The sequence below is a fragment of the Collinsella aerofaciens genome, from assembly GCF_028206995.1.
Taxonomy (GTDB): Bacteria; Actinomycetota; Coriobacteriia; order Coriobacteriales; family Coriobacteriaceae; genus Collinsella; species Collinsella aerofaciens_AQ.
The window spans coordinates 120,061-133,545 of sequence record NZ_JAQLFL010000008.1; the positions used below are offsets into that span (position 1 = coordinate 120,061).

The following is a 13,485-nucleotide window of genomic DNA, read 5'->3' on the forward strand; positions in this document are numbered from 1 at the left end:
GGGGTTTACTTAGTTGAAGAGGGGTTTTATGGCCGAGAGGTAGTCTTTGGCTACGTCGGCTTTGTCTGCTTGGAAGTTGTGCCAGGCCCACCATTGGACGGTGGCTACGAAGCTTGAGGCTATGTGGTGTAGTAAGAAGCTGCGGTCCATGGTGGCGGCGGGGCCGTTTGGGTCGCTAGGGACGGTTTCGGCTGCTCGTGACATGATGGTCTTGCGTAGGCAGTCGGCGAAGACGCGTGAGCCGGCGCCGGCTACGAGGGCTCGAACGCCCTGGCGGCGCTCCCAGAGGTTGTTGAGGATATGCTCGACCTGCACGAGTGGGTCGTCGAGCGGTGTGCCATCGTCGTCGAGGGCGTGGGTGCAGATGTCGCTCACGAGCTCGGACAGTAGGTCGTCTTTGCTCTTAAAGAGGCCGTAGAATGTCGCGCGGCCTACGTGAGCACGAGCGATGATGTCGCCGACGGTAATCTTGCCGTAATCCTCTTCGCGTAGCAGCTCGGAGAACGCCGCAACGATGGCAGCGCGACTTTTTTCTTTGCGGGCATCCATGGCTATGCATCCACGTCAACGAGCAGGCAACGGAGCGTGCCGGAGCAGCCCTCGTAGGGGCGCTTACCGGCGCCGTAGCCGACGGCTTCGATACGATAGCGTGAGGGCAGTTGGTCGGACCTGCGCAGCGCGGTGACGATGGCGGCGCCCGTGGGCGTCACGAGCTCGCCAGCGACCGGTGCGGGCGTGAGGGCGATATTGCCCGCCTGGCACAGGTTGACGACAGCGGGGACGGGAATGGGCATAGGGCCGTGGGCGCAGCGAATGGTTCCGTGGCCTTCGGAGAGCGATTCGACCACGATGTCCTCAATACCTAGGTCATCGAGGCAGATGGCGACAGAGCAGACGTCGACGATGGAATCGACGGCGCCTACCTCGTGGAACATGACGGTCTCGGGCGTTTTGCCGTGGGCCTTTGCCTCGGCGGCGGCGAGCGCGGTAAAGATGGCGTGCGCACGACGCTTGGCGCCATCGCTTAACTGCGAGCCGTCGATGATGGCGGTGACGTCCGCCAAAGAACGGTGGTGATGGTGGTGGGCGTGATGGTGACCCTCGTGGCCATGGCCGTGGGTCTCATGATCATGCTCATGGCAGTGCTCATGCTCGTCATGGTCATGATGGTGGTGCTCGTGCTCGTGCGTGTGCTCGGCAGCTGCTTCGTTGCCGTAGAGCCATGCCATGTCGTGGTCGTGGTTCTCGAGCTCTTCTGCCAGCTGAACGTCGAAATCGCAGGCGTCGATGCCATGCTTGTTTACGCGCGTGACGGCGATCGTAAAGCCGTCGACCGGCAGTGTGGCGAGCTGTTCGCGCAGGTGCTCCTCGCTGGCGCCCAGGTCGAGCAGGGCCGCGACGGTCATATCGCCGCTGATGCCCGAGGTGCCGTCGATGATAAGCGTGTGCTGATGATTGGACATGGAATGCTCCTTAGCGGGCGCGGGGTGTGCCGGCGCTCAGATGATTGATAAGACTTGCCTGGTAAGCGGCGCCAAAGCCGTTGTCGATATTGACGACCGATACGCCGCTGGCACAGGAGTTGAGCATGGCGAGCAGTGCGGCTACGCCACCAAAACTTGCGCCGTAGCCCACGCTGGTGGGAACGGCGATGACCGGACAGCTCACCAGGCCGCCGATAACGCTCGCCAACGCGCCCTCCATGCCGGCGATGGCGATGACTACCTGCGCCTGAGCAAGTTCCTCGGCATGCGCAAGCAGACGGTGCAGGCCGGCGACACCCACGTCGTAGAGGCGGTCGACCTCGTTGCGATAGAACTCGGCCGTCAACGCGGCTTCTTCGGCGACGGGCAGGTCGCTCGTGCCGGCGCAGGCGACGACGATGCGTCCGTTGCCGGTAGGGGAGGGATTGCCGCCCACGAGGGCGAGCTGTGCGTCCGGGACATATCCCAGGTCGATGCTGTCGTCGAGGAGCTCCGAGGTACGGGCTGCTTTTTCGGCATCCAGGCGCGTGACCAGGATGCGCTCCTGGCCGGCATCGCGCAGTGCCTCGATAATGGCGGCAATCTGCTCGGCGGTTTTACCGGCGCCGTAGACAACCTCGCCGGCTCCCTGGCGTACCCCGCGCGAAAGATCGAGCTGCGCAAAGCCCAAATCGGCGGTCGGAGCCGTCTGGATGCGTGTGAGGGCGTCGGCAGGGGTGACTGATCCGCCGGCAACATCGCTCAGAAGCTGCTCAAGATCTCGCTTATCCATATATGTTCCCTTCGACGGCGCAAAGTCTAGCACTCAAAGGGTATGTTTCCGAACACTAAGACAAAATTGTTCGGAAACTATAGGACAGACTGATTCAATTGTTAGACGGATCGGCTAGTCGCGCAGGATGATGTCCATGGCGAGCATCAAGTTGCGCTCGTCGATGGCAAACGGGGCGGCCTCGCGCGTCTTGGGCTTGGCGCAAAACGCGATGCCCGTGCCTGCGGCCTGAATCATGGGGATGTCGTTGGCGCCGTCGCCGATTGCCACGGTGTGTGCCATATCGACGCCACACTCAACCGCCCAATCCAGCAGCTGGATGAGCTTGGACTCTTTGGTCACGATGTCTGCCGCCAGCTTACCGGTGAGCTTGCCGTCCACGACCTCCAGGCGGTTAGCGAGGCAAAAGTCGATGCCCGCGGCGGCCACGATCTTATCGGCGACTTCGTGGAAGCCGCCGCTTACCACGCCGACCTTCCAGCCCTTGCTGTGCGCCGAGCGCACAAGCTCCAGCGCGCCGGGGGTAAACGTCACGCGCTCAAAGGTGCGCTCGAACACATTCTCGTCCAAGCCGGCAAGCAGCCCCACGCGCTCCTCAAGCGCCTGCTTAAAGTCGAGCTCGCCGCGCATGGCGCGCTTAGTGATCTGCGCTACCTGCTCGCCCACGCCGGCCTCCTCGCCCAAAAGATCGATGACCTCCTGGTTGATGAGTGTGGAGTCGATATCCATAACGATGAGGCGTGCGGTCATGAGGGGCCTTTCCGAGTGCAGTTGTATTGGGGCACATTGTCGCACGGAGCGCGCCTTAGCGACGGCCGCGGTGCGTCAATTGTTTCGTCTCCGTCAAGTCTTTGGGCAAGAGCTACTTTTTCGCGGCACATCGACGCGGGTGCGATAAGATAGAACGCCATGTCTGGCTGCGCGGTTTACGCAGGCTGGGCAAATCTGTACGACGCCGCCCGGAACGACACGGGGCGGCACAGATCCATAAAGGAGGATCACTGGTATGAGCCAGACCCGTCCCATCGACGAGCATTCCATGCACACCCGTACCTGCGGCGAGCTTCGCCGCGAGAACGTGGGCGAAGAGGTCACCCTCACCGGTTGGGTGAGCCGTCGCCGCGACCACGGCGGCCTTATTTTCTGCGACCTTCGCGACCGCGAGGGCATCACGCAGCTCACCTTCGACCCCGAGCACTCCGACGGCGACGCCTTTAAGATCGCCGAGACCATGCGTCCCGAGTGGCCCATCAAGATTCACGGCGTCGTGCGCGCCCGTGGCGAGGAGACCACCAACACCAAACTCGCGACCGGCGAGATCGAGGTCCTGACCGACCACGCCGAGGTACTCAATACGTCCGTCACCCCGCCGTTCCAGATCGAGGACGGCATCGAGACCAGCGAGGACACCCGTCTGCGCTATCGCTATCTGGACCTCCGCCGTCCCGAGATGATGGCCAACCTCAAACTGCGCTCCGACTTCACCTTTGCCATTCGTGAGGCGCTGCACAACCGTGAGTTCATGGAGGTCGAGACGCCCTCCCTGTTTAAGTCCACGCCCGAGGGCGCTCGCGACTTCATCGTCCCCAGCCGTATTCAGCCGGGCAACTTCTACGCCCTGCCGCAGTCCCCGCAGCTCCTGAAGCAGCTGCTCATGGTCGGTGGCGTCGAGCGCTACTACCAGGTTGCCAAGTGCTTCCGCGACGAGGACCTGCGTGCCGACCGTCAGCCCGAGTTCACCCAGGTCGATATCGAGATGTCCTTCGTGGACCAGAATGATGTCATGAGCGCGCTCGAGGAGGTCCTGGCCGACGCCTTCGGCCGCATGGGCGTCGAGATGCCCACGCCGCTGCGTCGCATGGACTACTGGGAGGCCATGGACACCTATGGCTCCGACAAGCCCGATACCCGCTATGGCATGCACCTGGTCGACCTGACCGACATCTTCGCCAACTCCAAGTTCAAGGTCTTTGCGACTGCCGCAAACGAGGAGGGCTCTGTCGTCAAGGCCATCAACGCCAAGGGCGCCGGTGCCTGGGCACGTGCCAAGATCGATAAGCTTGCCGGCGTGGCCTCCACGTTTGGCGCCAAGGGCCTGGCCTGGATTGCTTTCCGCGAGGACGGCTCTATCAACAGCCCCATCGTCAAGTTCTTCTCGGACGAGGAGATGGCGGCTCTGCGCGAGCGCATGGATGTCGAGCCCGGCGACCTTGTGATGTTCGCCGCCGGCCCGCGCTTGCTCTCCGACGAGATCCTGGGCGGCATGCGTTCGCACATGGCCAATGCGCTCGAGATCAAGCGCGAGGGCCACGACTTCCTGTGGGTCGTCAACTTCCCGCTGTTCCACTGGGACGAGGATCGCAAGGCCTATGCTGCCGAGCACCAGCCCTTTACCCTGCCGACCGAGACCGACATCGCCAAGATCGAGGCCGACCCGTTGGCAGCCGGTTCTTGCACCTACGACTTTGTCATGGACGGCTTTGAGGCCGGCGGCGGCGGTATGCGTATCCACAACGCCGAGATGCAGATGTCCATGCTCAAGCTCCTGGGCTTTACCGAGGAGCGTGCCGAGTCTCAGTTCGGCTTCCTCATGGAGGCCCTCAAGTTTGGTGCGCCCCCGATGGGCGGTTTCGCTCTGGGCCTGGACCGCGTGTGCATGCTGCTCACCGGTTCCGACTCCATCCGCGACGTCATGGCGTTCCCCAAGACGGCCAGCGGCTCCGACCTTATGTCGGGCGCTCCGAGTGCCGTTAGCGGCGCCCAGCTCAAGGACGTCAGTCTGCGCCTGATGTAGGCGAACGGCTACATATTGCCTGTAACGAGGGAAGGACGCGGGCCTTCCCTCGTTTTATATGCGCCGAGGTTGTGAGGGCATGGGGTGACCGGACGTCGAGGAAACTGCGTCCCGGAATTTGCGTCCAGAATGGGATGTACTTTCCGCCAGGGTCGCTCAGCGGAAACTGCGTCCCAGAATCCAGCCAAATAACGGGGCACAGTTTCCGATTGAGCTGTCTAACGGAAACTGTGTCCCATCATTGACGCTCGAAATGGGATGCGATTTCCGTCCCGCCCTCAACAAGCATCTAACGCTACAATAACTACCACGTGGCTGGGTTTTGCCGGCCGATGTGCGATGTCGCGGGAGGGGACATGGTCGAGTTTACGAAGACGATTAAAGATCCGTTGGGATTACATGCCCGCCCGGTTGCGCTGCTCTATGACATTATTGCCAAGCATCGTAGCGACGTGTCGGTCAGCATCGGTGACCGCCATACGGATGGTCGCGACGTTATGGGCCTGATGGCCCTCTACGGCGAGTGCGGCGAGGACATCATCTTCCGCGTTTCGGGCGTGGATGAGGCCTCGTGCGTCACGTCGATCAGAAACCTCTCGCTCTAAGCATGACAGGGCGCGGCAAAGGACAGCTCTTTGCCGCGCCTTTTTGTTTCGTATAGGAAACTTTTTCGAAAACTGAATAGAGACCCTTTCCAAAAAGTTAACCACGTGTTAGTTTACTAAAGCGAACATAGACGTGGTTAACTTTTATCGCGTCGATGTTGAGGACGAACTGACGTTAGGAGCAACTCATGTCTTGCGGACCGCAGATGCCGGCCATGCCGCTTTCGATGGTAAAAGCGGGCGAAACCGTGCGCGTATCTCGGGTAAAGGGCAATGAGGACATGAAGCACCACCTCAAGGACCTCGGCTTTGTCGAGGGCAACGAAATCCACGTGGTGAGCTCGAGTGGCGCCAATATCATCGTCACGGTGCTGGGCGCACGCTTTGGCATCGATTCCAAGGTTGCCATGCACATCATGACCGTCGGTTAGTCCGCAGCATTTCATAAAAACCGAAAGGGGGACAAGAGGATGAAGACGTTGGGTGACGTTAAGGTGGGCGAGAGCTCTACCATCGTCAAGCTTCACGGTGAGGGTGCGCTTCGCCGTCACCTTATGGACCTGGGGCTCATCAAGGGCACTTCGTTCAAGGTCGTGAAGGTTGCACCGCTCGGTGATCCGGTCGAGATCAACGTGCGCGGCTACGAGCTTTCCATCCGTAAGGAGGAGGCGGCCGTCGTCGAGGTCCAGTAAGGGCTCGCGACGTATATTTCTGCAGATAAAGTTAGGTATTTCTAACTTAATGCTGCACTTTGAAGCACATTATCCAGCCTGCGCGGAGAAAGCAGCGCAGGCACACAAGGAAGAAGGATTGAATGGCGGATTCTCAGATCCATGTCGCGCTGGCGGGTAACCCCAACTGCGGCAAGACCACGCTTTTCAACCTGATCACCGGCGCCAACGGCTACGTTGGCAACTGGCCCGGCGTCACGGTTGAGAAAAAGGAAGCCAAGCTCCTAAGCGACAAGAACGTTACCATCACGGACCTCCCCGGCATCTACTCGCTTTCCCCCTACAGCCCCGAGGAGCAGTGCTCGCGCGACTACCTCATGAGCGGCGAGCCCGATGTCGTCGTTCAGGTGGTCGATGCCACCAACCTCGAGCGTAACCTGTACCTGGCGCTTCAGGTCATCGAGACCGGCCTGCCCGTGGTCGTTGCCCTCAACATGGCCGACTTGGTCGAGAAGAACGGTGACAAGATCGACACCGACAAGCTGTCTAGGAAGCTCGGCTGCCCGGTCATGATGATCTCGGCTCTTAAGAACAAGGGTATCAAGGAGCTGTTCGAGCAGGTTAAGAAATCCGCCGCTTCCAAGGGCCAGGTGCCGGAGCACAAGTTCGACTCTTCCATTGAGGACGTTCTGACGCACATCGAGAACAACCTTCCGGCGAGCGTTCCCGCCAACAAGCGCCGCTACTACGCTGTCAAGCTGTTCGAGCGTGATGCAGACGCCTGCAAACTCATCAACCTCACTAAGGAGAAGGCCGCTCGCGTGGAACAGCTGGTCGCTCAGTGCGAGCAGGACTGCGACGACGACGCTGAGTCCATCATCACCGGTGAGCGCTACGGCGTGATCGCGCACATCATCGACGAGTGCCTTACCAAGGCCCCTGCCAAGATGAGCACTTCCGAGAAGATCGACCGCGTGGTTACCAACCGCATCCTGGGCCTGCCGATCTTTGTGGTCATCATGTTCTGCGTGTACTACATCGCCGTTTCCACCCTGGGCGGCACGGTGACCGACTTCACCAACGACCAGCTCTTTGGTACCGACGGTTGGTATGTGCTCGGCCAGGGCCGCGACGCCTACGACGCAGCTGTTGAGGCTGCGGGCGACGACGCCGATTCGGTCGATCCGGCGCAGTATGGCCCCTATGTCCCCGGTATTACCACCATGGTGCACGATGCCCTCGTGGCGGGCGGCACCGAGGATGGCGGTCTGGTCGATTCGCTCGTCTGTGACGGTATCGTTGGCGGCCTGGGTGCCATCTTCGGCTTCGTGCCGCAGATGTTCCTGCTCTTTGTGATGCTGTCCTTCCTGGAGGACTGCGGCTATATGGCTCGCGTCGCCTTCATCATGGACCGCGTGTTCCGCCGCTTTGGTCTGTCCGGTAAGTCCTTCATCCCCATGCTCGTGTCCTCGGGCTGCGGCGTCCCCGGCGTCATGGCTACCAAGACCATCGAGAACGAGAAGGACCGCCGCATGACGGTCATGACCACCACGTTCATCCCCTGTGGCGCTAAGCTGCCGATCATCGCCCTGCTCATGGGCTCCATCATCGGTGACTCTTCCACCACCGCCGCGTGGATCAGCCCGCTGTTCTACTTCCTGGGCGTCTTTGCCGTCATCGCTTCAGGCCTCATGCTCAAGAAGACCAAGCTCTTCGCCGGCCGCCCGACCCCGTTTGTCATGGAGCTCCCGGCTTATCACTTCCCGGCGATCCGCTCTTGGGCGCTGCACGTGTGGGAGCGCTGCTGGGCCTTTATCAAGAAGGCCGGCACGGTCATCTTCGCCTCCACCGTCGTGGTTTGGTTCCTGTCCAACTTTGGTAGCTATAACGGTTCCTTTGGCTTCCTGCCTGCGATGGACGGCATCCCCGAGGAGTTCATGGACTACTCCGTGCTCGCCATGCTCGGCAACCTGGTCGCTTGGATCTTCGCCCCGCTCGGCTTTAGCACTTGGCAGGCCACTGCGCTGACCGTCTCGGGCCTCGTCGCCAAGGAGAATGTCGTCGCTACCGCTGGCTCGCTGCTGTCCGTTGCCGATGCCGGCGAGACCGATCCGAGCCTGTGGACCGCATTTGCTGGTATGTTCCCGACCATGGGCGCTTGCGTGGCATTCGGTGCCTTCAACCTGCTGTGCGCCCCCTGCTTCGCCGCCATGGGTACCATCCGCAACCAGATGGACTCCGGCAAGTGGACCGCGATTGCTATCGGCTACGAGTGCCTCTTCGCTTGGGTGATCGCCCTGTTCATCAATCAGTTCTACAACCTGCTTGTGTTGGGACAGTTTGGTATCTGGACGGTTGTGGCCATTGTGCTGCTGGTTGCGATGCTCTTCCAGATCTTCCGTCCCATGCCCAAGCACGCTTGGACCGACGAGGACGAGACCAACACTGCTTCCGCCGCAGTTTCCGCTTAAGTCTGAATAAGGATTAGCCCCTTTCCAAAAGCCCGGGTGTCCCAGCGACACTCGGGCTTTTTGGTGGGGAGATGTGGCGTTTCCGCAGATAAAATCGACCAAAATAAACCTGTCCCTTTTTGGTAGGTGGAGAATGGGGTAAAGTAAGCGGTGGTTAACTAGAGGAGGCTTGCTATGGCACCTATCGATATTGTTGTACTGGCTGTTATCGGTATTGCGTTTGTCGCCGTGTGCGTGCGCATCTACCGTAAGGGTACCTGCGCCGACTGCGCTCAGGGCGGCGTTTGCACCGGGCATTGCTCCAACAAAAAGACGTGCGCCGCACTTAAGGGCGTGGACAAAATCGCCGAAGACTTGGGCCGCGGTATTCATTAGCCGACCGGCGTTTGGGCATGTTTGACTGCGAATGCGGCAGTTGCTGATAGGATAAGTACGTTAGCAACTGCCGCCGAGCGGCTTAAACGAAAGGAAGCCTGTATGGAGTCATCCGCCTACCCGATGCTCTTTAGCCCGATCAAGGTCGGTACGACCGAGGTCAAGAACCGCGTCTTTATGCCGCCGGTGTCCACCAACCTGGCCGATCATGGCTATGTGACCGACGACTTGGTCGATCATTACCGTGCCCGTGCCAAGGGCGGCGTTGGCCTGATCATCACCGAGGTCGTGACGGTTGAGCCCACCTATACCTATCTGCCGGGTGACATGTGCTGCTACGACGACACGTTTATCCCTGGCTGGGAAAAGCTCGCCGCAGCCGTCCACGAGTATGGCTGCAAGATCATGCCGCAGCTCTTCCACCCCGCCTACATGGCCTTTAACATTCCGGGCACGCCGCGCCTGCTCGCTCCGTCCTTCGTGGGACCGTCCTATGCCCGCGAGGCACCGCGTCCTATCACGGTCGATGAGATCCACGAGCTCACGCATCAGTTTGGCGACGCTGCCGTGCGTATGCAGAAGGCCGGTGTCGATGGCGTCGAGGTCCATGCGGCACACGCCCACGGCATGCTCGGCGGCTTTTTGACCCCGCTCTACAACAAGCGTACCGATGAGTACGGCGGCTCGCTCGACGCCCGCATGCGCTTTTTGCTCGAGGTCATCGCCGAGATTCGCGAGCGCTGCGGTAAGGACTTTATCATCGACGTCCGCATCTCGGGCGACGAGTACACCGATGGCGGCCTGACCCTCAACGACATGATCTACGTCTCGCGTCGCCTGGAAAAGGCCGGCGTCGACATGATTCACGTGTCGGGTGGCACCACCATCAAGCGCGGTTCCGCGATTCCCGCCGCCGGCACGCAGCAGGCCTCGCACGCCGCCTGCTCGCGCGAGATCAAAAAGCACGTCAACATTCCCGTCGCCACCGTCGGACGCATTAACGAGGCCTGGATCGCCGAGGAGCTGATCGAGGACGGCGCTGCCGATATCTGCATGATGGGCCGCGCCAATCTGTGCGATGCCGAGTTCTGCAACAAGGCCGCTGCCGGCAACGCCGACGACATCCGTCCCTGCATTGGCTGCCTGCGCTGCCTGAACGGCATTATGTTTGGCAAGCGCATCTCCTGCACCGTCAACCCCGATGTTGAGCGCGACGAGGCCGGTTACGAGCCTGCCGCCGAGGCCAAGAACGTGCTCGTTGTGGGCGCTGGTCCTGCGGGCATGGAGGCAGCCTACATTGCCGCCGAGCGCGGCCACAACGTGGTGCTCGTGGACAAGCAGGATGAGCCGGGCGGCGAAATGCGCATCGCAGCCGTGCCGCCGGCAAAGCAGGAACTCACCCGCGTGATCAAGTATCAGTACCGTCGCCTGGCCGAGGCCGGCGTGAAGTGCGTCTTTGGCACCGAGCTTTCGGCCGAGGACATTCAGCGCGACTACGCAGGTTACGAGGTCGTCCTGGCCTATGGCGCCGAGCCCATCGCTCCGGCCTTCATGCAGGGCTTTAAGCAGGTTATGACGGCCGACGACCTGCTGGGCGGCAAGGCTTTCCCGGGCAAGAAGATCGTCATCGTGGGCGGCGGTACCGTTGGCTGCGAGACGGCCGATTACCTGGCCCCGCTGGTCAACGACCTGTCGCCGGCCAATCGCGATGTCACCGTCATCGAGATGACCAAGACGCTTGCTGCCAACGAGGGCGGTGCCGGCCGCGCGGTGCTCATCACACGCATGCTTTCCAAGGGCGTTCACGTGCTGACCGAGGCCAAGGTGACCGAGATTACCGAGGATGCCATCAGCTACGAGAAGGATGGCGAGGTCCACACCATCGCCGATGCCGATACGCTGGTGCTTGCCATGGGCTATCGTCCCAATACCAAGTTGGCCGACGACCTTGCCGCTGCCGGCGTTACCACCCACGTGCTGGGTGACGCCAACAAGTGCGGCAACATTCGCGACGCCATCGGCGATGGCTACAAGGTTGCCTGCGAGCTCTAGTCAACCCTTTGTGCGTGGGGGACAGGTTACTTTGCGCTAAGTTGATGCATGTAAACCTGATTCCATTGCGCCAGTCGATAGCAAAACACGGCGGCCGTCCCGTTTTGGGACGGCCGCCGCTTGCGTTTTATCAAAGAAAGATCATTGTCGAGCCTTAAATGCCTTTTGTCTGTGCGACTTCCGCAATCATGTTGCGGTTGTACACCAGATGCAAATACATCGCCTCGTGCGCTACGGTGGGGTTGCGCGCGGCGATGGCGTCGGCCACGCCACGGTGAGTGCGGATGGTCTCCTCGACGAGGTTGCTGCCATCCCAGGGCGGCTTCATGGAGTAGCGCCCGTACGCATCGAATTGCTCCTCTCATAGATGTGCGGCACAAAGAGCCCCGAGTTCATGCGAGCTCGGGGCTCGTTTCGTTTGGATTGCAGATGTATTGACAGGCGAAAACAGTCTGCGTCCGATATTGAGCCATACGAAAGCGAAATTATGCGTCTTAATTCCGTACGCAAATCAAGACGAAAATCATTTGCGTCTTGGATAAATCAGTACGCAAACGGTTTTCGTCTTATAATACGGTCATGAATAGTACGAAACGAAGAGGTTGTGCATATGGTTGTTAGAGAGAGCCCTACAGTCGAATACAAGGAAAGCGTTACGCCGACGTTTCTTAAAACGGTGAGTGCCTATGCAAACTACGGGACGGGCAAGATTGAGTTTGGCGTTGATGACGAGGGCGTGGCTGTCGGCCTTGCGGATCCGGTCGCAGAGTGTCTTCGCATCGAGAACATGATTAATGACAGCTTGGACCCCGCTCCCCGTTACACGCTCGAGCCCGATGAGAAACACGGGACCGTAATCCTTACGGTTTATGAGGGCCAGGACAAACCCTATCGAAGCAAGGGAAAGGCCTACAGGCGAAACGATTCGGCAACAGTGGAGGTCGACCGGTTTGAGTATGGCAGGCTGACGCTCGAAGGCAGCAACGTAACGTTCGACGCGCTCACGTCGGCTCGCCAGGACTTGAGTTTTCACACGCTCGAGCATAAATGTGTTGAACATCTCGGCATTTCTGAACTAACGTCGGATATTATGCGCACGCTTCGCTTGCTCGGCAAGGACGGCTATACCAACGCTGCGGCGATTTTGGCGGATAAGAATGATTTTCCGGGCATCGATTGCGTCCGTTTTGGTGATACCGAGGATGTGATCTTGGATCGCGAAGCGGCGACAAATGTATCCGCAATTGAGCAGGTGGACAGGGCGGTAGCTATGTTTGCACGCTACTACCGTTATGAGCGTATCGAAGGGATGGAGCGCGTCCAAACCGATCGAATTCCTCTCGAGGCGTTTCGCGAAGCTGTCGCAAATGCTTTGGTGCATCGGACGTGGGACGTTCGAGCGAACGTTCAAATTGCCCTGTATGATGATCGCGTCGTTGTGACCTCTCCTGGATCGCTGCCCGCCGGTTTGACGACGGAACAATACCTGTATGGGCAGATATCCGTGCTCAGAAACCCCATCGTTGCAGAGGCCTTCTTAAAGCTGGATTACATCGAGAAATTTGGTACGGGAATCGCGCGCATTAGACGCGCCTATCGCGATTCGATCAATCAACCAATTTTTGATGTTCGCGGCGGCATGGTGGCCGTCACATTGCCCGTTACCGATGCCTTTGAAGGGTCCGAGGAAGAGGTCCGGGTTCTCAAGGCCTTGTCGGGCGGGCGAATTATGTCGCGAAGCGAGATTGAAAAACAGACGGGGCTGAGCCGCATGCGGACGTTGGCGGCACTCGAATCTCTGCTTGAACGGAATGCAATCGTAAGGCAGGGAACCGGGCGGGCCACGAAATATGAGCGCTCTTAGTCCAAAAGAGCCATGGTACAAGACGGACCCCAAGCCAGCGTTGGCTTGGGGTCCGTTATATCCCGGATGGTAACGGGCCGATTATTGTCAAGTTATAGCAAGATATAGCAAAGTATAGCGACGTACAGCAAAGTATAGTGAGAAATAGCAAGTCGTATAGCGCGCCCTGATTATCAACCGTCCGTATTTCATAGCAACTTATAACAGGCTCGAGGTACCAATTTGGGGTGCAGTAGTGCTGCGCCACGAAAAGGGCCTATCTACTACGTTTAAGCCGCAGGGGTCAACCATAGTCGGCTTTTTCGAAAATCGACAAGCTGTCTACCTGCACTGATAATTGTTCTCGGGGGAAGCGGGCACTGCGGGGCGCGGCAACGGCGCGCGATTTCCGCGTCGC

Annotated in this window: 13 protein-coding genes; 8 read left to right on the forward strand and 5 right to left on the reverse strand. The window is 59.7% G+C overall.

All coding sequences use genetic code 11. The annotated features are described in order from the left end of the window. Nucleotides 1–9 precede the first annotated feature (9 nt). The 4 genes from PMX60_RS07355 to serB all read right to left on the reverse strand — a co-directional run bounded on the left by PMX60_RS07355 (nucleotide 10) and on the right by serB (nucleotide 3,006). Entirely contained in the window at nucleotides 10–549 is a 540-nt protein-coding gene (locus PMX60_RS07355; protein ID WP_271747396.1) for a TetR/AcrR family transcriptional regulator, read from the reverse strand. Nucleotides 550–551: 2 nt separating this feature from the next. Continuing rightward, complete coding sequence (larC, locus tag PMX60_RS07360; protein ID WP_271747397.1) at nucleotides 552–1,463, reverse strand: nickel pincer cofactor biosynthesis protein LarC; 912 nt, start codon at nucleotides 1,461–1,463, stop codon at nucleotides 552–554. A 10-nt stretch (nucleotides 1,464–1,473) separates the two neighbouring features. Beyond that, nucleotides 1,474–2,256 (reverse strand): nickel pincer cofactor biosynthesis protein LarB, encoded by a 783-nt coding sequence (gene larB / locus PMX60_RS07365; protein ID WP_271747398.1) that lies wholly within the window; start codon nucleotides 2,254–2,256, stop codon nucleotides 1,474–1,476. Nucleotides 2,257–2,370: 114 nt separating this feature from the next. Next, complete coding sequence (serB, locus tag PMX60_RS07370) at nucleotides 2,371–3,006, reverse strand: phosphoserine phosphatase SerB (RefSeq protein WP_271747399.1); 636 nt, start codon at nucleotides 3,004–3,006, stop codon at nucleotides 2,371–2,373. Between the two features lie 256 nt (nucleotides 3,007–3,262). Between serB and aspS the strand changes: the two genes are divergently transcribed. The 7 genes from aspS (at nucleotide 3,263) to PMX60_RS07405 (ending at nucleotide 11,224) form a co-directional block, all read left to right on the forward strand. Beyond that, the gene (gene aspS / locus PMX60_RS07375) at nucleotides 3,263–5,050 is read left to right on the forward strand and encodes an aspartate--tRNA ligase (RefSeq protein ID WP_118387524.1); all 1,788 of its coding nucleotides are present in this window, start codon (nucleotides 3,263–3,265) and stop codon (nucleotides 5,048–5,050) included. A gap of 356 nt (nucleotides 5,051–5,406) precedes the next feature. Then, nucleotides 5,407–5,655, forward strand: a complete 249-nt coding sequence (locus PMX60_RS07380; protein WP_022094361.1) for an HPr family phosphocarrier protein — start codon at nucleotides 5,407–5,409, stop codon at nucleotides 5,653–5,655. Nucleotides 5,656–5,843: 188 nt separating this feature from the next. After that, entirely contained in the window at nucleotides 5,844–6,086 is a 243-nt protein-coding gene (locus PMX60_RS07385; protein ID WP_022094360.1) for a FeoA family protein, read from the forward strand. 39 nt (nucleotides 6,087–6,125) lie between these two features. Next, nucleotides 6,126–6,347 (forward strand): FeoA family protein, encoded by a 222-nt coding sequence (locus PMX60_RS07390; protein WP_006234774.1) that lies wholly within the window; start codon nucleotides 6,126–6,128, stop codon nucleotides 6,345–6,347. Nucleotides 6,348–6,469: 122 nt separating this feature from the next. Then, nucleotides 6,470–8,797: a ferrous iron transporter B gene (gene feoB, locus PMX60_RS07395; protein ID WP_271747400.1), complete on the forward strand. Its 2,328-nt coding sequence runs from the start codon at nucleotides 6,470–6,472 to the stop codon at nucleotides 8,795–8,797. A 174-nt stretch (nucleotides 8,798–8,971) separates the two neighbouring features. Continuing rightward, nucleotides 8,972–9,172, forward strand: a complete 201-nt coding sequence (locus PMX60_RS07400) for a hypothetical protein (protein WP_117634210.1) — start codon at nucleotides 8,972–8,974, stop codon at nucleotides 9,170–9,172. 102 nt (nucleotides 9,173–9,274) lie between these two features. Next, nucleotides 9,275–11,224: an NAD(P)/FAD-dependent oxidoreductase gene (locus tag PMX60_RS07405; RefSeq protein ID WP_271747401.1), complete on the forward strand. Its 1,950-nt coding sequence runs from the start codon at nucleotides 9,275–9,277 to the stop codon at nucleotides 11,222–11,224. Nucleotides 11,225–11,378: 154 nt separating this feature from the next. Here PMX60_RS07405 and PMX60_RS07410 read toward each other — a convergent pair whose 3' ends face one another. Then, nucleotides 11,379–11,552 (reverse strand): hypothetical protein, encoded by a 174-nt coding sequence (locus tag PMX60_RS07410; RefSeq protein WP_271747402.1) that lies wholly within the window; start codon nucleotides 11,550–11,552, stop codon nucleotides 11,379–11,381. A 282-nt stretch (nucleotides 11,553–11,834) separates the two neighbouring features. On the opposite strand from PMX60_RS07410, the gene PMX60_RS07415 reads away from it, so the two are divergent. Continuing rightward, nucleotides 11,835–13,088 (forward strand): ATP-binding protein, encoded by a 1,254-nt coding sequence (locus tag PMX60_RS07415; RefSeq protein WP_271747403.1) that lies wholly within the window; start codon nucleotides 11,835–11,837, stop codon nucleotides 13,086–13,088. Nucleotides 13,089–13,485 lie beyond the last annotated feature (397 nt).